Below are 21050 nucleotides of genomic sequence, written 5' to 3'. Positions count from 1 at the left end.
TAATCATATTAGAAAACAAAACAAGTGATTCACTATTACATCCTCTAGTATAAACAAAAAAGTACACTACTTTTTGAGCAATGTACTTTTTATTCTTCTTATGACGCTGGTTTTGTTTCGAATGTTGCTTGATTAAAACTAATAACCTTTCCTTTCGGATCATTGTTTTCATACTGAACTGCCGTAATCGTATGACTACCTGTTTCAAGCGTCTTTTCTTTTAATTGTACTGTTGTCTGTGTTGTACTAGTTACTTGATATTTATCTGCAAACACTCGATCTACAAATACGAATGTTTCTTTATCATTTTGAAAATTAGAGAGCTCTAATTCAACGTGTTGAATTAAAGTATCCTTTTTAATGAATACAGCTGGTATATTACCATTCTCAGAAGTACCGTCTGGTGTAATAACTTTTACTTTTCCTTCTCCGACTGGCACTGCTCCTTCAGGAAATACTACTATATTCTCATTACTTGCGTTTACAACTCTTTCTTCCTGCTTTGATTGCGCACCCTCTTTTTCTTGTGGAGCGCCGCAACCGGCTAATAACAATACAGACAATCCAGTGATTATGAATTTTTTCAAAATTCATCCCCCCTGTCATTTCATTATAATTTATTATACAAAAATAACTTTTAAATTTTAAAACTATTTTCAACACTTTCATGAACAAATAGAATATTGCTCACGATTAATGTATCATACTTTCCTTAATAGAACATTAATTTTTTTTATGAAATAAATTGGGATAAATAGTAATTCCCTCTTATCTATCATTTTAGCCTAACAGATTAATTACATACCTATCCAAAATAAAAAGACATTGTTTATTCAATGTCCTTTTATTTTGAACTTTAAAAAACAAATGTTGTAATCTCATCTACTTCTTTTCTTGGAAGTTTCTTCGGCTTATCTTTCGGAAAACCGAGCGATATAACCATATTTATTTGTTTTTCAGGCTCAATTTGTAAATATTGTCGTAGTTCATCTTGAGCTAACAATACCGGTCCTGTCATTGGGCATGTACCAAGCCCCTTCGCATGTGCAGCCAACATTAAGTTTTGTGCCGCTAAACAACTGCTCTTAATTCCTTCTTCTTCCCAAACTGAAGCTGGAACAAAAGCAATCGGATCAAATATCTTTTCACGAAACTTTGATTCATATGGCGTTGCCAAACATACGATTAATACTGGTGCCTCCGAGAAAGCTGTTGCATATGGTCCAAAAGAACGTGTAAGTAATTTCCCCGCTTTCTCTTCTCCGTTTTTTGCCGCTTTTGCCGCAAGTTTATGTAATGCATCCCATGTCATTTGTTCAATTTCTTTAATTTTCTCTCGGTTCATAATGACCAAGAACTCCCAAGTTTGTGAGTTTGTATCACTCGGTGCATAACGAGCACAATCAATAATATCTTTTATATCACTAGTGGCTACTTCTTGTTCCGTGAACTTTCTAACACTTCGTCTACCGTGAATTACTTCTTTAAAATCTTCATAATTCATACATTAAATCCCCTTTTTACAGCGTTTTCAAATCTTGTCCTATGCTTGAATTATATCATGAAAAAAAGCTGGAGTAATACCAGCTTTTTTCTTCAATATTAGTTCGTAACTTTAAACAAACGAATACTTTCTTCATATGCAACTTGGAGTTTCTTTGTAATCGGTCCTCTTTCGCCTTTTCCGAACTGCTCGTCACCAATTTGAACGACTGGGAATATTTCAAGTGGCGTCGCTGTGAAGAAGCATTCATCGGCCTCATACACTTCTTGAAGTGAAAATTCTCTTTCTTCTACTTCAATATGTAACTCTTTCGCTAATGTAATAACGTAGTGACGTGTAATGCCGTGTAGAATGAAATTGTCAGCCGGATGTGTAATCAATTTATTATTTTTCACCATAAAGAAATTTGAATGACACCCTTCCGTTACAATTCCTTCTCGTACTAATATCGCTTCTTGATAGCCTTGTTCGTTTATTTTATTTTTAATCATAATATTAGGTAGCAGATTTAAGGATTTTATATGACAAAACTTCCAGCGTATATCCTCTTCTACAGTAACTTTTATTCCTCGTTCCATAGCCGTGATTGGCCTTGGAAAAGAAACAATGTTTGCAAAATATGTTGGTTGCATATTTGACTCATATACATGATTACGTGCTTGAGCACCTCTTGATATTTGCAAATATACATTACCATCTTCTTGAAATTGATTTTTTTCAATCATTTGATATAACTCTTCCACTAACTCTTCCTTAGTAAACGGTGGAATTAATTTTATTTCTTCCATAGAATGAAAGAATCGTTCTAAATGTAAATCTAATAAATGTGGCTTCCCATCATATAGTCTGAATACCTCGTATATACCATCACCAAATTGAAAGCCTCTCTCCTCTAATGGAATCATCGGCTGTTCTTCCTTCGTATTTACAATTCTTCCGTTAAATAAAACCCAATCTTTATGAGTAGCTTTCATTTATTCCCACTCCTTTATTTCATGATTATTTTAATTGTACAACTTATGCACACTCAAAAGAAGGAATTTTCTGTATTTTAACAAAATAAAAAGTGCATCACCTATTTAAAGTGATGCACTAGATTATTCATTTACTTCAGAAAATATTTTTCAATATCATCTAACATAAGATTTGCAGCTACAATACCACCTGCTGTATTCCAAATCACTTCATCTACTTGGAATACTTTATTATCTTTAGAAGCCTGCAGTTGTTTAAATAGTGGATCTTCTGTCCATTCTTTTGCTAATGTATTTCCTTCATTATTCTTATCCGCGTCTTTATCAGATGTGAAATAGAATAAATAATCCCCGTCCATATTTGGAATTTGCTCTTTTGTAATTCCTTTAATTGCAAATTCATCTTTATCTTGTAATGGTGGTCGTTTAAATCCAATATCATTTAATACAACACCTGAGAATGAATTTTTTTGATAAATACGAACATCACCAGGGACGAAGCGAATAATTGAAACTTTAGAATTAATTTTATCACCTAATTGTCCTTTTATTGCTGCAATACGCTTTTTATAATCATTTAGAGCATTTTGCCCTTCTTTTTCTTTATTTACAGCTTTTGTATAAAGTGTGAAGTTTTCTTTCCAATCACCGCGTAATGTTTCAGCATATACTGTTGGCGCGATTTCTTTTAACTGCTCGTATATTTTTTCGTGACGCATTTTATTTCCGATAATTAAATCCGGCTGAAGCTTCATTACTGCTTCTAAATTAATGTCACGCTCAGTTCCTACTACTTTCGTATTTTTTAACTCTTTCGCTAAATGAGGATACCATTCATCACCAGCTCGTGGTTTCGTCGTTCCAACTGGCGTTACTCCAACAGTTAAAAGTGCCTCAACACCCTCATTTGTTAAAACAACAACTCTTTTTGGCGTACCATTTACTGTCGTTTCGCCCATTGCATGCTTTATACTATAAGAATCTTTTGCCTTTACTAATGTATCTTTATCTTTCTTCTCTTCTTCTTTACCGCACCCTGCGATTACGACCATTAGTAACATAACGCAAAGTATAAGAATATTTTTAGTGCGTGTCATAAGCCCTCCTAGATGAAATTGATTATCATTTACACTTAAAGATTAATGTATATCTCATACATTGTCAATAGATATATCAGAAAACTTTTTCAATATATATAATTCCGCCCTCATTTTTATTCAAAATATTTTTGTACCTATTTACTACTCAAATTTTTTAAGCGTAACATGTAAAAAAGTAATGGGCATAAGAAAGTAATTGTAATTCCAGTCAATACATAACGTAAATAAAAAAACCGCCTTATGTAAGGCGGTTTCTATCATTTTGCTTTAACCAATTTAATATAAATATATACGATTGATAGTGAATATGACGTATGCAAAATAAAAGAAATAAAAGGGCTATGCCAGTGGTACTATACAGCAAACCGAACTTTAAAAAAACATTTAAAAGAGGTGGAAAGTTCGTTATGTTTTGTAATGTAAGTAGCATACAAAACAAAAGGAAAAACACTGGAGCATATTGTAATTCATACGGCTTTCTCTTCTTATTCATTCTTTTTCGAATAAACATATGGCTTAGCTCCGCTACTAAAAAACACCCTCCAATTAATACAAGACCAGAAGTCATCGTCATACATCCACCTGCCTTATATTTATCCCGCATAACTACTCATCGCTATATTTTCTTCACATATATTCCGTCTTCCACATTAAATCCAAAGCTCTCTATGAAAGATTTCACTGGTTCTGTTAATTCCGTTTGTAATACCTTTATCTCTTTCACATTTCTTTCTTTCATCATCATTTCAAATGTGAAATACGTATTTGTCCCATAACCGTAACTTTGATAGTCAAAGTGAATAATTAACTGAGATAAAATCGCAGTCTCCCCTTGAACACGATAATCTATTACACCAATATATGTATCATCGACTTTCACACAATACTGTACCTGTTTCTCACTTAAACTATGTGAGCGAAACATTTCTTTTACAACGTTTTCATTTTCTACAGTTACTTTTTCAAACGTAATCATATGTTGTCCATCCTTTTACTATTATTGTATCAATAATACGTCCTATTTATGAAAAAAACCTTAAGACCATATACGATCTTAAGGTTTTTCTAATTAAACTAAGCTATACGCACGTTTCGTTTCTTCGTGGAACTTATTCGTATCGTATTTATGCTCAACATAAATTTGATGCCATACCATAAACGCAAGTACAGTCCAAATTTTACGGCTATAATCGCCTTTATCTGCACAATGTGCTTCCAGTAAGTTTAATACATACTGTTTGTCGATTAAATGCTCTGTCTTACTCTCGTTTATAATATTGATAGCCCAATCATGCATTTCGTCTTTTAACCAGTGACGAATTGGTACTGGGAATCCAAGTTTTTTACGATCTAATACGTGATCTGGAACGATTCCGCGTGCTGCTTCACGTAAAATAGCTTTCGTAGTTCCGTTAGCAATCTTAAATTCAGTTGGAATTTTAGATGCAACATCGAATACTTCTTTATCTAAGAACGGTACACGAAGTTCTAATGAGTTTGCCATTGTCATTTTATCAGCTTTTAATAAAATGTCACCGCGTAACCATGTGAACATGTCAATGTACTGCATTTTGCTTACATCATCATAATCTTTAATTTCGTTATACAATGGTTTCGTGATATCCATATAGTTAACACTTTCATTGTAATACTTCATTAATTCAGCTTTCTCTTCTTCACGGAAGATTTTCGCGTTTCCATAGTAACGCTCTTCAATTGGCGTACATCCACGCTCTAGGAAGCTCTTTCCTTTAAAGCCTTCTTTAAGAGCACCACTTAGTGCTTTTAGAACGCTCTTACCTGGGCTAGGAATGTAAGAGAACATTTTCAGTGAGTTTGGCTCACGATAAATGTTATAACCACCAAATAGCTCGTCTGCACCTTCGCCTGAAAGAACAACTGTTACATGCTTACGTGCTTCTTTAGCAACGAAGTACAACGGTACAGCTGCTGGATCTGCTAAAGGATCATCCATATGCCAAATGATTTTTGGGAACTCATCCATAAACTCTTTCGCTGAAATGAATACGTTATGGTTTTTAACGCCTAATTTCTCAGCAGTTTCTTTCGCAACATCAACTTCACTGAAACCACGTTGCTCAAACCCAACAGAGAATGTTAAAAGATTTGGATTCATTTCTCTTGCGATAGAAGCGATGATAGATGAATCGATACCACCAGATAAGAATGAACCTACTGGTACATCACTGCGCATATGCACTTTTACTGAATCATATAACACATCACGAATTGCTTGGATATGCTCCTCTTTCGTTGCACTTGAAGCATTGAAATAAGGTTTCCAGTAGCGATGGATTTCCATCTCTTTACCGATTTCTTTTACGAAATAATGACCAGGTTCGATTTTATTAACATCAATTGTTAATGTTTCTGGCTCTGGACCATATTGGTACGTAAAATAATGTTGTAATGACGTTGGGTTAACGCCTTTATCTTCCATCACATGCATAATACTTTTCTTCTCAGATGCGAAGAATGTAGTATCACCTTGTTGTGCGATGTATAAAGGTTTAATACCGAAGTGGTCACGTGCACCGAAAAGTTTCTTTTCTTCACGATCCCAAATCATAAATGCAAACATACCACGAAGGTAGTCTACACATTTTTCTTTCATATGTGCATACAATGCAATGATAACTTCTGTATCAGATTGCGTTGCAAACGTTGCACCTTTTTCAAGTAACATTTCACGTAATTCTACATAGTTGTAAATTTCACCATTAAAAATAATTACATATCGATCATTTTCATAAGTTAGCGGCTGATGTCCTGCCTCTAAGTCAATGATACTTAAACGGCGGAAGCCAAATTGTACATGCTCATCACGAAAATATCCTTCGTCATCTGGACCACGGTGGAAAATCATCGTGTTCATATTTTCAAATTGATGTTTTTCTGTTTCTGAAAACTCTCTAGGGTTTTCACATAAACATCCTACAAAACCACACATACTTCTTACCCTCTTTCAGTTTTCATTCTGTCTCTATACTACTATATCAACCCTATTTATACTAGCATAATCAACTGAATATGGCGACCAAAAACTATAAAAAAATCACTCCATTTCACATTTTTAACAATTTTTTATGAAAACATGAAAATTAGGCAATCACCTTTCTCCGCTTTTGTCATATGATATTGCAAATTGATTTCTAGGAGGGAATACCATGAGTGAAGAAAAAAAAGACTCTTCTCGCCCACCGGTTCGCAATTATTTAAAGCAAATTGATGATTTCTTCGAGCAAACACCACTTCGCAATGTAATTGCTGATTTAAATCATTTTTTCCAAAAAGGAAATCGTTTATTAACATTCCCTGTAGATTTATACGAAGTTGGCGAAGAACTCGTTGTTACAGCTGAACTACCAGGTATACAAAAAGAACAAATTCAAATTGAAATACAAAATGAATACTTAAAAGTCTCTGTAAAAGAAGAGATACTGGAAGAAGAAGAGCAAACATCCCATAACTATTATCGCCGAGAACGTTCCATTTCAGAAGCATCAAGATTAATTAAGTTGCCGTATTCAATTAATAAAAAAGCAGCGAAAGCTTCATATCAAAATGGCGTGTTAGAAATTCGGGCACCAAAACTTCCACAGCAACATGACATTTTATCCATAGACTAATGTAAAAAAGAAGGGTGCTTTAATCTGCACCCCTCTTTTTATTCTGCTAATCGTTTCATATCACGTATAATGTCTTCATACGGCGTATTGCTAATACCATTATACTTTTTCATTACTTTTCCGTTTTGATCAATTAAATAAAATGATGTTCCATGTATAACTTGACCATTCTCAGGTTTATCTACAAGTGATTGGAAATTATCTTTTGAAAACTTCGTAATGTCCTCTAACGAATAACCCGTTAGTAAATTCCAGTTACTAGTATCCTCTGTAAATTTTTGAATGAAAGCCTTCAAATTCTCCGGCTTATCAAGGTCAGGATCTACGCTAAATGATACAAACTGAACATCTAATTTCTCTTCCTTCGCCATTTTCTGTAATTTTGCCATATTAGCAGTCATTGGCGGACAAACTGTTTGACAGTTTGTGAACATAAAATCTGCAACCCAAACTTTCCCTTTTAAATCTTTTGTACCAAATGGTTTTCCATCTTGATTAGTAAATTGGAAAGTTTCTAAATCCCAATTTAATGGTTTACGAAGCTTTGAACCTGATCCACTACATCCAGCAAGTACAAAGAGACAAAATACAACCATAAGACCAATTATTTTTTGATAACGCTTCATTTATAAACCTCTTTTCTCTATCCTAAATTTAAATAGGCTATACTTATCATAACAAAAGTTAACACTACGAGAAAATTGTTTACTACATTTGTTCACGAAATCGTACGAATTTACGTATGTTACTTCTTTATTTCAAGCGAATTACTAGACAAAATAATTTTTTTACTATTATTTCTCTAAATAATCGCTGCAAAACTAATTCTATTGTTATTTTTGTAAATGCATCTTCCTGTTTTTTTACAATTATTTAAACATTCATCCATGTTATACACTGTATTCCTTAACAACATTTCGGTACAATACAATTACAATGATTTTAAATGAGGTGATGTTCATGGCAAAGCGCTATGAAAATATGGATAACGTTAGTACAAAAAAATCAATTCGCTCTTTTATACGCTGGCGTAAAGAACGAAAGCAAAACAAAAAAGATTTTTCTTTCTTAGTAGAACAATCACCCGTTAAACAAAGTGCATTTTTGCAAAGTAATGTTGAAAAAACGACTGTCACATGGATTGGACATTCCACTTTTCTTATCCAAACGAATGGACTTAATATATTAACGGATCCAGTATGGGCCAATAAATTGAAGCTAGTCCCAAGACTTACTGAACCTGGTCTTTCTATACAAGAACTACCTAAAATTGATATTGTCCTCATTTCACATGGTCATTATGATCATTTAGATTTTTCAACACTGCGCCAACTTAAAGATGACGTATTATACTTAGTACCCATTGGGCTAAAAAAATTATTTACTCGTAAAAAATTCAACAATGTAGAAGAGTATAAATGGTGGGAAAGTACGACTATTGATGATGTTTCCTTTCACTTCGTACCTGCTCAGCACTGGACGAGAAGATCATTATTTGATATGAACACATCTCACTGGGGTGGATGGATTATTAAGAATGACAATGTGGAGGAAACCATTTATTTTTGTGGAGACAGTGGCTATTTCCAAGGTTTCAAAGAAATTGGCAAACGCTTTTCAATTGATATTGCCCTTATGCCAATTGGAGCTTATGAACCAGAATGGTTTATGAAAATATCTCACGTTTCACCTGAAGAAGCAGTGCAAGCTTATTTAGATTTAAATGCTACACACTTTATACCAATGCATTACGGAGCTTTTGCACTCGCCGATGAAACACCTCGCGAGGCAATAACAAGGCTTCGAAATAATTGGAATTTACGTATGTTACCGTGGGAACAACTGCATGTACTCTTTTTAGGTCAAACTTTCACTTATAATAGCGAAACACATGCTAAGAAAGTGAATGAAAAAATTAACACGTTACATGTATAACGTAACTACTTATCTTCTATATCCAACATATACTATAGAAAATCATAAAGTGAAACTTTAATTAGTGGGTGTTTTCTATGAATGAATATTTACAGACTCGCTATATCATTAGCGGGAGTGCCTGTATAGCCCTTCTTATTTCTTACTTTCTATTCACATAAAAAAGCTACTTGAAATAAATTTCAAGTAGCTTTTTTATTACTCTGCTAAATACATAAATCCGATTGCACCCGGACCTGTATGAGTACTAATAATAGGCGTTGTAAAGAAAATTTCTGATTTAGCAAATCCACTTACTTTTTCAACAGCCGCTTTTACATTTTCAGCTAAAGGAATTGCTTTCGCATGCGGAATTGCCACAGCTTTTATAACTTTCCCAGCTGTATCTTCCTCAAATAACTTAGCTAACGTTTTTACAATTTGACCTTGGCTACGCACTTTCGTTACAGGGTTATAAACACCATCTTCAAGGCTAGCAATTGGTTTTATATTAAGCAACGAACCGATAAACGCTTTTCCTTTACCGATACGCCCACCCTTCACTAAGTTTTCTAATGTATCTACTACTACATATAAACGAGTATTCTTCCTTACTTCATCTACACGTTTTAAAATTTCTTCTAGTGAGCGTCCTTCATTTGCCATTTTCGCAGCTTCAACTACTTGATATGCTAAAGCATGTGTAATAAATTGCGAATCAACAACTGTTACTTTTGTGTCGGTCATTGATGCAGCACTATTTGCAGTTGCCACAGTACCACTCATTCCACTTGTCATATGAATGGAAAGTACTTCACTTCCATCTTCACCTAACTTGTCATACATTTCTACAAATGTACCCATTGCTGGTTGTGATGTTTTTGGTAGTTCCTCTGATTTAATCATTTCTTCAATAAATTCATCTGGTTGTAGATCAACGCGATCTAAATATGTTTGTCCATTTACAGAGATTGATAATGGTAGAACATGAATGTCATATTTCTCAATTACCTCTTGTGATAAATCTGCCGTTGAATCTGTTACAATTTTAATTTTTTGCATATTATATTCTTCCCTTTCCAATACGCTCTCCTTGTTATTATACTAGTATTCCCATTGCTTTCAACAATTTGAAACGAAATTTCATTAAATTAATTATATTTTTATATCTAAAATGAAAAAGACAGAGCTCTTAACCCTGTCCCCACTCTATATCATGCATTTTTTTCAAGAGTATTTGTTTTATATACATTTAAATAATCATTCCACTTCAAACAATTTTGTAAATATTCACGGAAAGAATACGAAAATCTTGGGTGCTTTTGTTTTTGAATTTTTGCAATAAATAATTGAAGACGAGACTGTATTAGAAACGATAATGGATGCTGCGCTTGTAGGACAGGGATTTCAAATATTTTAATACACTCCCCTGTTGAATGAGTGAAATAAAAACTTTTCGTAATCACAATATCAATCCTCTTTTTCATTGGATTTTTGAACTTCTTCTACTTTACGCTGTAACACGTTGTTTAAAGTGGCGACTCCCATGAATACAAAAGTATCCTTAGACAATCTCTGTAGTCCTTATGGTTAAAAGATTTATACTCTATTCATCTTCACCTAATCCATCCCCCATCCTAAATTCCTATTAAGACAAGGACTCGTTATCCGTATATTGCTTAATATATTCAGTATAAACTTATAAAAGCGCAAAGTTTGTCTAAATTTTGGAGATTCTATAATTTTTTTCTTCTCTATATTGTATACGTTTATAACTAGAGTATAACAAATAAATAAAGTGAAACTTTAATCAGTGGGGGTTTTCTTCAGCCCCCACTGATTATTAGTTGAACCAATCGGACTTTTATGGGCAGCCCGGCCCCCACCTAACTTCTTTGCTTTCGCTAAATTTTGAGGTGGGGGTCTTACTGCCCATTAAAGTGGGATAAAAAAAGTGCCTTTATAACGAGGCACTTTTCGACTGAATTTCTTCTTCTCTTTTCTTTTTTCGCTTATTAACAATCTTTGATAAAGCGATACTAATTTCATAAATACAAATAAGCGGTACCGCAACTAAACTATGTGATAAAAAATCTGGCGGTGATATACACGATGCAATGATAATCAATGCTACGTAAGCATACCTTCTTATTTTTATTAGAAATTCCGCCGTCAATAGTCCAATACTCGTTAAAAACATTACTACTACTGGTAATTCAAAAATTACAGCAAATGGAACTGTTAAATTAAGAACAAAATGAAAATACTTTTCTGTCGTAAACATCGTATTAAACATTTCATTACCTATAGTAGTTAAAAAATGAAATAAAAACGGCATTACAACGAAATATCCAAAGCATAAACCTGCAATAAATAATATAGACAATACCGGTATATACATTAACGTCATCTTTTGTTCATTTGGATGTAAACCCGGTTTTACAAATAACCAAATTTGTATAGCAGCAAAAGGAATTGTACAAACGATAGCAAATACTGTAGCAATCGAGAAAAAAATCCACAATACATCACTTGGACCGAGAACAGTTAATTTCATTGGTAAGTCTTTTACAAGCCAAAAATAAATATCCTTCGTAAAAGTAAACCCAACAATTAAAAATAGTACAAAGGATAACACGGTATATATTACTCGTTTGCGAAGCTCAACTATATGTTCTACTACACTCATTTCCCGATCTTCCATCTCGTTCACCACACTTTATTTATCCATTTCGAAGAAAATTCATTACATTTTTTCTTTCTTTTCCTTCTCTTGAAATGCATCATCAGTCAATTCTTTCGTTGATTTTTTGAATTCTTTTAACGTTTCCCCTAAAGCCTTTCCGATTTCCGGCAATTTTTTCGGCCCAAATAAAATAAGTACAGCTACTAAAATTAAAATTAATCCTGGAAAGCCAATATTTGAAAACATTTCCCCATCCCCTTTATTAGTAGATTCCTTGTCCTACTATTACATAATTTTATTTTGTCAAAAAAGTTTGAAAACGTCAACAAATCCATTGGCTTTTGTCAAAAAAATTCAAAAATATAATCAATTATACAAATTTCATTTTCTATTACCCTTGTGTATGATATGGTAAGAGAAAAGACATATTATTTTATGATAGTAGAAAGGATTACCATTATGACTGAAAAAATGACACGAATGACACAATTTGTGAAAGAAGAAATTGCAAATGCAATTACACATGGTATCGGTGCCATTTTAAGCATCCCTGCCTTAATCATATTGATTATTCATGCCTCTAAGCATGGTACCGCATCTGCTGTTGTTGCATTTACGGTTTACGGTGTAAGCATGTTCTTACTGTACTTGTTTTCGACATTGTTACATAGCATTCACCATCCAAAAGTAGAAAAATTATTTACTATACTAGATCACTCAGCCATTTATTTATTAATCGCTGGCACATATACTCCTTTTTTACTTATTACGCTTCGTGGACCATTAGGTTGGACGTTACTCGCAATTATATGGACACTAGCAATCGGAGGTATCATCTTCAAAATTTTCTTTGTACGTCGCTTTATTAAGGCATCGACGCTATGTTATATCATAATGGGATGGCTCATAATCGTTGCTATTAAACCACTTTATGAAAATCTAACTGGACATGGTTTTTCACTACTTTTAGCAGGTGGAATTTTATATTCTGTAGGAGCTATATTCTTTCTTTGGGAAAAGTTACCTTTCAACCATGCCATTTGGCATCTTTTCGTATTAGGTGGTAGTGCGATGATGTTCTTCTGCGTACTCTTTTACGTCCTACCTACAGCATCATAAAAAAGGTTTCAGCTTAATGTAAGCTGAAACCTTTTTTATTACTTATGTAATTGTGATGCGATAACATCCTGTGTATACTTCGTTAACTCTTTAATATCCATAGTCGCATACTCTTCAGGTGTAATCGGCTTAGAAATTGTTACTGTTGCACGAGCTCGCTTCATACGATTTCCATTCGCTTCAAACATTTTATATGTCCCATCTAATGTTACAGGTAAGATTGCTACACCAGATTTTACAGCAAGATGAAAACTCCCAGCCTTAAACTCTCCAATTTCGCCACCCTTACTTCTCGTTCCTTCAGGGAAAATTACGATAGAATGTCCATTCTTCAATAGTTCAATTCCATCTTTAATCGCTTGAAGTGATTGGCGACGATCGCTACGATCCATAAATACACAATTCATAAGTTCCATCCAAGTTGGTACAACTGGGAACTTTTTAATCTCCGCTTTTGAAACGAAGCCAATTGGTTTATTTAAATAACCTAGTAAAACAGGGATATCCATATTACTCTGGTGATTACTTACAACTAGTACCGGCTTATCTTTCGGAACATTTTCAAGTCCTTTAACTTCTACTGTTCCCCCAGCTACGCGCACCATTTTCTTACCAAACCAATTTGTCGTTTTGTACACAGCGTTATCTTTTTCTTGTGGCGACATCGTATTTACTTGTCTTTTAAGACGCCACATTCTTGGTGTAATCGCAATTACGATTAAAATTAAATAAAAGATTTTAAAAAACGTTTGAATCATACAGAACCCCCACCTATTATCATTCCGACCTTCATTATACTAGACAAACGAAGGAAAAAGAAGAAAAAAAGTCCAAACAACAAGTGTTTGGACTTTTTAACCATTCTATATTAGAAACGTTTTGCTAATTCACGAGCATTAGCAATTGCTGCTTCTTTAATTTCTTGTGCTTTTTCAGGGTTTGCATTCATACCTTCAACTGCAATATATTCAGTTTCATTTACACCAATAAATCCTAATACTGTTTTTAAGTGATTGCGGCCGAAGTCTACAGCTGCGTATGCTCCTTCAGAATAAACGCCACCTGTTGCTTGAATGTGAAGTGCTTTTTTACCTTCTAATAAGCCAACTGGACCATTTTCAGTATACTTGAATGTTTTACCTGCAATTGCTAAGTTATCTAAGTATGCTTTTACTACTGGTGGATAGCTAAAGTTCCACATTGGAGTTACAAATACATAACGATCTGCATGCATAAATGTTTCTAAGTTTGTGTTCATTGCTGCAACTTTTTGTTGTTGAGCTTCAGTTAAAGCTTCAAATCCTTCACCTGCTGCAAATTTACCCCAAGCAGCGAATACATCTGCATCGATTGCTGGTACTGTAGTATTGAATAAATCAATTGTTACAACTTCATCTTGTGGATGTTCGTTTTTATAAGCTTCGATGAAAGCTTCCCCTACTGCCATTCCGAAAGAACCTTCTGCTGAATTTGGATTTGCTGTAATAAATAGTACTTTTGTCATTGTATTCTCTCCCTTTTCTACATTTTATCTTTAATTTGAGATTTATAATTTGAAAGTAAATAACTTACCTTATGTAAGTATAATACGAAAAGTTTCGTTCGATGTCAATAAAAAATAGCTACTTTTTTTTCGTAAGTTAATGATTTGTTTTGTTTCCTTAAAATTCAGTATACAGATATTAAGGATTCCTTCATAGAAAAAGGTTAGCTCTACAAATTATAGAGCTAACCTTTTATTACATATTATTTTTGAAATACATGTTTTACTTTTTCAGCTGGAATATTACTTCCGCCTCTACCTTTTACATCTTCAATCATCATAGTAATAACCATATCTGGTGAATTTAAATCAAATGCAGCGAACCAGCCTAATTCTTTTCCTTCAGCCTCTTTTGATACTTTTAATTCCGCTGTACCTGTTTTTCCAGCAAGAGTCATGCCATCAATTTTAGCAATTTTCCCAGTACCATCTGGATCATTAATTACTTTCGTCATAGCAGTTTTTAATATATCCTGATTGCCTTTTGAAATTACATTCTCTTTCCAAGCTTTTGGTTGCTTATCTGTTTTAATTATATATGGAGAAGGTATGTTTCCTTCATTAACAATTGGTGCGTACGTTAATGCTAGATGGAGTGGCGTCATTAATACTTGTCCTTGTCCATACCCTGTGTCTGCCATTTGAATATCATTTTTAATACCATCATTTGCGATTTTAGAAGCTGGGAATCCATATTCAATTGGTAATTTCTCATCGAATCCGAATTTTTTCGCTTCACTCATAAATTTATCTTTCCCGATCTTCAAAGCTTCTTGTGCGAAATAAATATTATCCGAGTATTTCATCGCCTTATCAAAATCAATCGGATTTGCATCTTTTACACGTGTTACATAATAATTACCCCAAGAAGAATCTTTTGTCCATTTTAATCCTTCAATTTTTAACTCTTCTTTTGGATCAATTGTTTTCGTTTCAAGACCGATTGCAGCTGTAATCGGCTTAAATACAGATCCTGGAACTGATAATTGTGTAAATCGATTCGTCATCGGTTTTTTCGGATCATTATTTACCGCATCACGTTGCGCTTTTGACGCCCCTCTTGTAAGGGTATTTGGGTTATAAGCTGGCGTGCTCACAAGTGCAAGTGTTTCTCCAGTCTTTGGATTAATTGCTGCACTTGATCCTACCTCATTTTTCATTTCATTATAAATTTCGGTTTGAACTGCACTGTCAATCGTTAAAGTTACATTTTCTCCATCAACAGCATCTGTTTTTGCTAAATTTTTAATTTCTTTTCCTTGTGCATCTTCTACGAAGACACGACCACCTTTTTTACCGCGTAGCTTTTCTTCCAGTACTTGCTCTAAACCAGCTTTACCTACTGGATCATCTGCTTGATAACCTTTCTTTTGTAACGTTTTTAAATCTTCAGCATTCACTTTTCCAATATAGCCAGTAAGATGTGCGGCTTCTTCTCCTAATGGATATGAGCGAACATTTACTGGCTTTGTTGCAACACCAGGTAAATCTATGTACGTATTTTGTGTTGCTCCTTCAGGCAATATTCCAATTGGTACAAGGTAATTTGGTTTTACCCATTTAGCTGCTAGTTTTTGGTCAATTTCTTCGACAGACATATTTAGTAACTTCGCTACCGTTTCTTTCGTTTGCGGAGCTGCATCCCCTAATTTTTCAGGAATCAATCCGATTTCAGAAGCTTTACCATTTACCGCAAGATATTTACCGTTACGGTCATATATTTCTCCGCGCTTCGGCTCTGTCGTTTGCATACGCACTTTACTATCTTTCGTCATACCTGGGAATATAAAATCAGGAGTCCAATCTATTTTCCAAGATTCTTTATCTCCATCTTTTTCTTTCACCATTTTTGCTTCATGGGCAAAATTGATTTTACCACCAACAGTATCCATGCTTACTTTAAAAGGAACAGGACCTTCATCTTTTTTATCTTCTTTTACTTCTCCTGCTTCTACTTTTAAGTCTTTCACTTCAATGCCAGAATAAATTTTTTCATATTTCTCAGTGAATTCTTTCTTTGAAATATCTTTTTTCGCCTTTTTTGATAATTGATCATACATTTCTGCAAATTTTTGTTTATTCCATGCTTTTGCATATGTATCAAATGCTTCTTGTGGTTTTTCTTCTTTACCACATCCGACTAACATGAATGTTAAGCAAAGAAAAAGAATCCCCCATATCTTTCTCAATCGATTCTCCTCCTCTTTCTATCTTAATACTCTTGAAAATTTTAGCATTTTTACATGCTACCATTCATTATAGCACTATCGAATCTCATCTTTAAACCTATATTGATGGATACAAATAAAAAGATTGATGTGAATTTTCACATCAATCTTTTTTACTATTGTTGCTTCTCATATACATGATAATAGTACGTATACGGATTTTTTTCATCCGTTAAACCTTTTTCAACAAAAATTTCTTTCCAATTTGTCATATCCATTTCTGGGAAGAATGTATCTCCTTCAAATGCATGATGGATTTTTGTTATATATAACTTGTCTACGTAAGGTAAAAAGAGATCGTAAATTTGCGCTCCGCCAAAAATAAAGATCTCTTCTTCATTTTTGCATAGCTCAAACACTTCTTCTACAGAATGTGCTACTTCACAGCCTTCAACATGATACCCTTCATTACGAGTTACAATAATATTACGTCTTCCAGGCAGCGGTCTACCAATCGCTTCATAGTTTTTTCTTCCCATAATAAGCGAATGACCCATCGTTGTTTTCTTTACATATTGTAATTCACTCGGTAAACGCCAAGGTAAATTATTATCTTTACCAATTACTCTATTCTCGTCCATTGCGACCATAAATGAAACTATCATCTTTTCATCTCCTCTACAATTACACTGCAACCGGTGCTTTAATTGCTGGGTGTGGATCATATCCTTCAATCGTTAAATCTTCCATTTCAAAATCAAACACAGATTTCACATCTGGATTTAATGTAAGTTTTGGGAACGGACGTGGTTCACGCGCCAATTGCTTTTCTACTTGCTCAAAATGATTCGTATAAATGTGGGCATCTCCAATTGTATGAACAAATTCTCCCACTTCAAGTCCGCATTCATGTGCAATTAAATGTGTTAGTAACGAGTAACTTGCAATGTTAAATGGAATTCCAAGGAATATATCACCACTTCTTTGATATAGCTGACAAGAAAGTTTACCGTCTGCTACATAAAACTGAAATAACGTATGACAAGGTGGTAATGCCATACTTGGTACATCTTCAGGATTCCAAGCAGATACAATTAGGCGACGTGAATCTGGCGTTTTTTTAATCATTTCAATTACATCTTTTAATTGATCAAGCGTCTCACCAGTTGTCGTTTTCCAAGCACGCCACTGCTTACCGTATACGTCTCCTAAATAACCATATTTATTTGAGAAGTCATCATCTTCTAAAACGTTCTTTTTAAACAATTCCATTTGCTCATCGTACTGAACTTTAAATTCCTCATCTTGTTGTGAGCGAAGACCGAAATCAGTCATGTCAGGACCCGTATACTCGTCACTTTCTACCCAATTCTTAAATGCCCATTCATTCCAAATGTTGTTATTATGCTGCAATAAATAACGAATATTTGTATCACCTTTCATAAACCAAAGTAGCTCACTTGCTACAAGTCGAAACGGCACTCTCTTTGTTGTTAATAAAGGAAAACCTTTACTTAGATCAAAACGCATTTGATATCCAAATACAGATACAGTGCCTGTCCCTGTACGGTCTTCTTTCTTCGTACCATGCTCCATTACATGGCGGCATAAATTTAAGTATTCATTTTCAGCATGTTTCATATGTAGTAAAACCTTCTTTCAATCTTATATAAAATTTATCATAACATGAAAAACATTGAATTTAATAATCTTGATTAATAAAATTTATTTCAGTAATTCTTACAAAATTATTAACTTTCCATATTTAAAAAGGTTTTCATTTTCTATTACCGAAAGTATAGTGCGGTAGAACAAAATTTATATTTGGAGGTTAGAAGTATGTCTAAAATTGAAACGCCTGTTATGACTTCTTTACAAACAACGGTTGAAAAAATGATGAAGGATTTAAACGTTCCGGGAGCTGCTGTAGCTATTATAAAAGACGGTGAAGTTATTATTTCAGAAGGATTTGGCTATCGAAATCTAGAGACAAAAGAACTAGTTACACCGCGTACTTTGTTCGCAATTGGTTCCTCAACGAAAGCTTTTGGCACACTTTCATTAAGTTTGTTAGCACAGCAAAAAAGGTTTAATTGGGATACTCCTGTCCAGTCTTATATACCTAACTTCTCTTTATCTGAACTACTTGCTAGTTCACAAGTTACAGGAAGAGATTTAGCTTCTCATCGTACCGGGGTAAGTCGTCATGATGCCCTTTGGTACAGCTCTTCCTTATCTCGAAAAGATCTCGTTGAAAAAATAAAACATTTACCACTTGATGCACCGTTCCGCACATCATTTCTATATAACAACTTAATGTATGCGACAATTAGCTATATTGTAGAAAACATAACAAATCAAACGTGGGAGCAATACGCTACAGAACATATTTTAGAACCTTTAAATATGAGACATACAAACTTCTCTGTTACCGATTCACAAACGACAGATGAATACGCTTTACCTTACATTGAAAATGACGGTGAAATAAAAGAAGTTCCATTCCGCAACATTGATACCGTTGGCGCTGCTGGTTGTATCAATTCTACAATTAAAGATATGGCAAATTGGGTACTTCTCCACTTAAATGAAGGAAAATTTGGAGATCATGAATTAATCTCCTCTGAATTATTACAACAAATGTATACACCACACAATTCCATTCCAGACCAACCGGTTTTATCACTCCCTGAATCTCCATTAAATAGTTACGGTCTTGGTTGGTTTATTAGCGCTTATCGTGGTAAAAAAGTGATTCATCATGGCGGTAATATCGATGGATTTTCAGCGCTTGTTTCATTCATACCAACAGAAAACATAGGCCTTGTCATTTTAACGAATGCTGGAGGAACATTACTTCCTACTTATCTCGCTAATCAAATTTATGACGAACTACTTGAATTAGAATCCATTGATTGGCATAAACGTGCTGTAGAAGATACTGAAAAAATGAAGGAAATGATGAAAGAAGCAACTGAATCCCTCCCAGAACAAATGAAAGGGACTACACCTTCGCACAAGTTAGAGGATTATACTGGTACTTTTGAACATCCTGCATACGGAACATTACAAGTATACAAACGAGATGATTCGTTATTCGTACAATTTATGGAGATGGACATTCAATTAACGCATCATCATTACGACATCTTTTCTGTAAAAGTTGATTTATTCCAAATGAAAATGAGTTTATTATTCGCTTATGAAATGAATGTGAGTGGTGAATTTCCATCGCTTCAGTTACATGTGCCAGCTACACTTAGTACTCAGCCACTTGCATTTAAGAAAACAAAATAAATATTTTAATAGAGGGACGATAACTCTTCCCTCTATTCCCCTTTTCTCTATGCAAAAAGGATGCAACTACTTCAAAACGAAGAATGGTAAAAAATAAAAGGCAGATGTGATTCACACCTGCCTTTTATTTTTTTATATCAATTTTTTCTGGTTGAAACCAAATTGGCTTTAATAGCTCAAAGTCTTTATGATCCTCTAAAACTACAGTAAGACGCTCTAGCGTATCATCTAACATATGTGGTGCTGCTCGTAATGTCCATACAACTGATGAGAACACTGTCATACCTACGTATACCGCATATAATTTCCAAAACTCCTCTGGTATTCTCCCATTAAAGTATCCTTCTATTTGTCCGATTGAATACGGAATACTAATGTCTCTTGCAAATAGTGCTATTTTTACAAAATCATGAAGTGGGTCGCCCCAATCATAACCATTAAAATCAACAACACCTACATATTTCCCATCCCGTACAATTATATTTTCTAAATGAAAATCATCGTGTTGAAATTGATTGGGGCGATTTTGTAAATACATTTCATTTTCATCAATAAACTTAATGATTTTATCATCATTTTTTATTTTTATTCCGCATGTTTTGTATGCCTCTACATATTTTTGATGTTTTTTCATGGCTCTTTCATACCATGGAAGTGTATCATTAGGAGCTTCATATGTATGCATTTTTGCTAAATCTTTTCCTGCCTCTATGCCAATTTCATATTGTTTTTTTGGTGTATACGTAGGCAATAGCTTCTTCGCATCTTCCCCTTCTAAATATGAAAAAATACTATAGCATACACCTTCTTCTTCCAATATACCTATTTCAATCGGCCTTTGTGCCTGTACGTTACGTTTTGCCATTTCATTTAAAATTTGAAACTCTATTTTCCTTCTTTCATACTCTTGTATATCGCCAATCCGTAACAAATATTTTTCATTATCAATTGTCGTAACTATATATTTTTTATCCGGTGAAAAACCTTTAGAAATTTCTACAATATTCGCTGCATCTTTTACTATTTGTATATTGTTTTGCCATGTTGTAATTGTTTTCATGTATATTCCCCCTTACATTTCTACATTTGGTGTAT

Annotated in this window: 22 protein-coding genes and 1 pseudogene; 4 read left to right on the top strand and 19 right to left on the bottom strand. The window is 34.0% G+C overall.

What is annotated here, in order from left to right; translation table 11 throughout:
• Positions 1-98: 98 nt before the first annotated feature.
• From PDQ68_RS01490 to asnB, 8 genes and pseudogenes are all read right to left on the bottom strand, one after another.
• The gene (locus PDQ68_RS01490; RefSeq protein WP_000713485.1) at positions 99-587 is read right to left on the bottom strand and encodes a putative periplasmic lipoprotein; all 489 of its coding nucleotides are present in this window, start codon (positions 585-587) and stop codon (positions 99-101) included.
• A gap of 269 nt (positions 588-856) precedes the next feature.
• The gene (locus tag PDQ68_RS01485; protein WP_061183506.1) at positions 857-1504 is read right to left on the bottom strand and encodes a nitroreductase family protein; all 648 of its coding nucleotides are present in this window, start codon (positions 1502-1504) and stop codon (positions 857-859) included.
• A 98-nt stretch (positions 1505-1602) separates the two neighbouring features.
• Positions 1603-2478 (bottom strand): D-amino-acid transaminase, encoded by an 876-nt coding sequence (gene dat / locus PDQ68_RS01480; protein ID WP_000648394.1) that lies wholly within the window; start codon positions 2476-2478, stop codon positions 1603-1605.
• A gap of 131 nt (positions 2479-2609) precedes the next feature.
• Positions 2610-3575: an ABC transporter substrate-binding protein gene (locus PDQ68_RS01475; protein WP_061183505.1), complete on the bottom strand. Its 966-nt coding sequence runs from the start codon at positions 3573-3575 to the stop codon at positions 2610-2612.
• Positions 3576-3712: 137 nt separating this feature from the next.
• Positions 3713-3808, bottom strand: a pseudogene (locus PDQ68_RS28840) (phosphatase PAP2 family protein); the annotation flags it as partial.
• 8 nt (positions 3809-3816) lie between these two features.
• Entirely contained in the window at positions 3817-4146 is a 330-nt protein-coding gene (locus PDQ68_RS01470) for a hypothetical protein (RefSeq protein WP_061183504.1), read from the bottom strand.
• 48 nt (positions 4147-4194) lie between these two features.
• The gene (locus tag PDQ68_RS01465) at positions 4195-4554 is read right to left on the bottom strand and encodes a GNAT family N-acetyltransferase (protein WP_000627505.1); all 360 of its coding nucleotides are present in this window, start codon (positions 4552-4554) and stop codon (positions 4195-4197) included.
• A gap of 93 nt (positions 4555-4647) precedes the next feature.
• Positions 4648-6549 carry an asparagine synthase (glutamine-hydrolyzing) gene (gene asnB / locus PDQ68_RS01460; RefSeq protein ID WP_000333816.1) on the bottom strand — a complete coding sequence of 634 codons (1902 nt, stop codon included), beginning with the start codon at positions 6547-6549 and terminating at the stop codon, positions 4648-4650.
• A 217-nt stretch (positions 6550-6766) separates the two neighbouring features.
• On the opposite strand from asnB, the gene PDQ68_RS01455 reads away from it, so the two are divergent.
• Positions 6767-7228 carry an Hsp20/alpha crystallin family protein gene (locus tag PDQ68_RS01455; protein ID WP_001288082.1) on the top strand — a complete coding sequence of 154 codons (462 nt, stop codon included), beginning with the start codon at positions 6767-6769 and terminating at the stop codon, positions 7226-7228.
• Positions 7229-7266: 38 nt separating this feature from the next.
• Here PDQ68_RS01455 and PDQ68_RS01450 read toward each other — a convergent pair whose 3' ends face one another.
• Positions 7267-7854 (bottom strand): SCO family protein, encoded by a 588-nt coding sequence (locus PDQ68_RS01450; RefSeq protein ID WP_000833339.1) that lies wholly within the window; start codon positions 7852-7854, stop codon positions 7267-7269.
• 334 nt (positions 7855-8188) lie between these two features.
• On the opposite strand from PDQ68_RS01450, the gene PDQ68_RS01445 reads away from it, so the two are divergent.
• Positions 8189-9163: an MBL fold metallo-hydrolase gene (locus tag PDQ68_RS01445; RefSeq protein ID WP_061183503.1), complete on the top strand. Its 975-nt coding sequence runs from the start codon at positions 8189-8191 to the stop codon at positions 9161-9163.
• Between the two features lie 198 nt (positions 9164-9361).
• On the opposite strand, the gene PDQ68_RS01440 is transcribed toward PDQ68_RS01445, so the two are convergent.
• The 4 genes from PDQ68_RS01440 to PDQ68_RS01425 form a co-directional block, all read right to left on the bottom strand.
• Positions 9362-10204 carry a DegV family protein gene (locus PDQ68_RS01440; RefSeq protein WP_011040282.1) on the bottom strand — a complete coding sequence of 281 codons (843 nt, stop codon included), beginning with the start codon at positions 10202-10204 and terminating at the stop codon, positions 9362-9364.
• Between the two features lie 152 nt (positions 10205-10356).
• A complete protein-coding gene (locus PDQ68_RS01435) occupies positions 10357-10608 on the bottom strand; it encodes a DUF2535 family protein (RefSeq protein ID WP_000629015.1) in 252 nt (83 codons plus the stop codon).
• 494 nt (positions 10609-11102) lie between these two features.
• The gene (gene tatC, locus PDQ68_RS01430; protein WP_000390138.1) at positions 11103-11846 is read right to left on the bottom strand and encodes a twin-arginine translocase subunit TatC; all 744 of its coding nucleotides are present in this window, start codon (positions 11844-11846) and stop codon (positions 11103-11105) included.
• A gap of 42 nt (positions 11847-11888) precedes the next feature.
• On the bottom strand, positions 11889-12074 hold the full coding sequence (locus tag PDQ68_RS01425) for a twin-arginine translocase TatA/TatE family subunit (RefSeq protein ID WP_000492443.1): 186 nt from the start codon (positions 12072-12074) through the stop codon (positions 11889-11891).
• Between the two features lie 213 nt (positions 12075-12287).
• Between PDQ68_RS01425 and trhA the strand changes: the two genes are divergently transcribed.
• The gene (gene trhA, locus PDQ68_RS01420) at positions 12288-12947 is read left to right on the top strand and encodes a PAQR family membrane homeostasis protein TrhA (protein ID WP_000136895.1); all 660 of its coding nucleotides are present in this window, start codon (positions 12288-12290) and stop codon (positions 12945-12947) included.
• 38 nt (positions 12948-12985) lie between these two features.
• On the opposite strand, the gene PDQ68_RS01415 is transcribed toward trhA, so the two are convergent.
• From PDQ68_RS01415 to PDQ68_RS01395, 5 genes are all read right to left on the bottom strand, one after another.
• Entirely contained in the window at positions 12986-13705 is a 720-nt protein-coding gene (locus tag PDQ68_RS01415) for a lysophospholipid acyltransferase family protein (RefSeq protein WP_000616585.1), read from the bottom strand.
• Positions 13706-13815: 110 nt separating this feature from the next.
• Entirely contained in the window at positions 13816-14451 is a 636-nt protein-coding gene (locus tag PDQ68_RS01410) for an FMN-dependent NADH-azoreductase (protein WP_000170016.1), read from the bottom strand.
• 242 nt (positions 14452-14693) lie between these two features.
• The gene (gene pbpC / locus PDQ68_RS01405; RefSeq protein ID WP_061182433.1) at positions 14694-16679 is read right to left on the bottom strand and encodes a penicillin-binding protein 3; all 1986 of its coding nucleotides are present in this window, start codon (positions 16677-16679) and stop codon (positions 14694-14696) included.
• A gap of 155 nt (positions 16680-16834) precedes the next feature.
• Entirely contained in the window at positions 16835-17323 is a 489-nt protein-coding gene (locus PDQ68_RS01400; RefSeq protein WP_014893782.1) for a dihydrofolate reductase, read from the bottom strand.
• A gap of 19 nt (positions 17324-17342) precedes the next feature.
• Positions 17343-18299, bottom strand: a complete 957-nt coding sequence (locus PDQ68_RS01395) for a thymidylate synthase (protein ID WP_061182432.1) — start codon at positions 18297-18299, stop codon at positions 17343-17345.
• Positions 18300-18497: 198 nt separating this feature from the next.
• Here PDQ68_RS01395 and PDQ68_RS01390 point away from each other — a divergent pair, with 198 nt between their 5' ends.
• Entirely contained in the window at positions 18498-19955 is a 1458-nt protein-coding gene (locus PDQ68_RS01390) for a serine hydrolase (RefSeq protein WP_061182431.1), read from the top strand.
• A gap of 124 nt (positions 19956-20079) precedes the next feature.
• Here the strand turns inward: PDQ68_RS01390 and PDQ68_RS01385 are convergent, their stop codons facing one another.
• Complete coding sequence (locus PDQ68_RS01385; RefSeq protein WP_016717377.1) at positions 20080-21015, bottom strand: aminoglycoside phosphotransferase family protein; 936 nt, start codon at positions 21013-21015, stop codon at positions 20080-20082.
• Positions 21016-21050: the final 35 nt, after the last annotated feature.

The organism is Bacillus cereus group sp. Bc010 (genome assembly GCF_027716745.1).
Classification (GTDB): Bacteria; Bacillota; Bacilli; order Bacillales; family Bacillaceae_G; genus Bacillus_A; species Bacillus_A pacificus.
This window is presented reverse-complemented; position numbering and strand designations above follow the sequence as displayed.

Excerpts from the sequence above, each read along its gene's own strand:
- PDQ68_RS01400 (WP_014893782.1), bottom strand. The coding sequence starts at position 17,323 with ATGATAGTTTCATTTATGGTCGCAATGGACGAGAATAGAGTAATTGGT.
- PDQ68_RS01485 (WP_061183506.1), bottom strand. The coding sequence starts at position 1,504 with ATGAATTATGAAGATTTTAAAGAAGTAATTCACGGTAGACGAAGTGTT.
- PDQ68_RS01415 (WP_000616585.1), bottom strand. The coding sequence starts at position 13,705 with ATGATTCAAACGTTTTTTAAAATCTTTTATTTAATTTTAATCGTAATT.
- PDQ68_RS01440 (WP_011040282.1), bottom strand. The coding sequence starts at position 10,204 with ATGCAAAAAATTAAAATTGTAACAGATTCAACGGCAGATTTATCACAA.
- PDQ68_RS01465 (WP_000627505.1), bottom strand. The coding sequence starts at position 4,554 with ATGATTACGTTTGAAAAAGTAACTGTAGAAAATGAAAACGTTGTAAAA.
- PDQ68_RS01425 (WP_000492443.1), bottom strand. The coding sequence starts at position 12,074 with ATGTTTTCAAATATTGGCTTTCCAGGATTAATTTTAATTTTAGTAGCT.
- dat (WP_000648394.1), bottom strand. The coding sequence starts at position 2,478 with ATGAAAGCTACTCATAAAGATTGGGTTTTATTTAACGGAAGAATTGTA.
- asnB (WP_000333816.1), bottom strand. The coding sequence starts at position 6,549 with ATGTGTGGTTTTGTAGGATGTTTATGTGAAAACCCTAGAGAGTTTTCA.
- PDQ68_RS01395 (WP_061182432.1), bottom strand. The coding sequence starts at position 18,299 with ATGAAACATGCTGAAAATGAATACTTAAATTTATGCCGCCATGTAATG.
- PDQ68_RS01385 (WP_016717377.1), bottom strand. The coding sequence starts at position 21,015 with ATGAAAACAATTACAACATGGCAAAACAATATACAAATAGTAAAAGAT.
- PDQ68_RS01390 (WP_061182431.1), top strand. The coding sequence starts at position 18,498 with ATGTCTAAAATTGAAACGCCTGTTATGACTTCTTTACAAACAACGGTT.
- PDQ68_RS01445 (WP_061183503.1), top strand. The coding sequence starts at position 8,189 with ATGGCAAAGCGCTATGAAAATATGGATAACGTTAGTACAAAAAAATCA.
- PDQ68_RS01410 (WP_000170016.1), bottom strand. The coding sequence starts at position 14,451 with ATGACAAAAGTACTATTTATTACAGCAAATCCAAATTCAGCAGAAGGT.
- PDQ68_RS01450 (WP_000833339.1), bottom strand. The coding sequence starts at position 7,854 with ATGAAGCGTTATCAAAAAATAATTGGTCTTATGGTTGTATTTTGTCTC.
- tatC (WP_000390138.1), bottom strand. The coding sequence starts at position 11,846 with ATGGAAGATCGGGAAATGAGTGTAGTAGAACATATAGTTGAGCTTCGC.
- PDQ68_RS01455 (WP_001288082.1), top strand. The coding sequence starts at position 6,767 with ATGAGTGAAGAAAAAAAAGACTCTTCTCGCCCACCGGTTCGCAATTAT.
- PDQ68_RS01475 (WP_061183505.1), bottom strand. The coding sequence starts at position 3,575 with ATGACACGCACTAAAAATATTCTTATACTTTGCGTTATGTTACTAATG.
- PDQ68_RS01470 (WP_061183504.1), bottom strand. The coding sequence starts at position 4,146 with ATGACTTCTGGTCTTGTATTAATTGGAGGGTGTTTTTTAGTAGCGGAG.
- trhA (WP_000136895.1), top strand. The coding sequence starts at position 12,288 with ATGACTGAAAAAATGACACGAATGACACAATTTGTGAAAGAAGAAATT.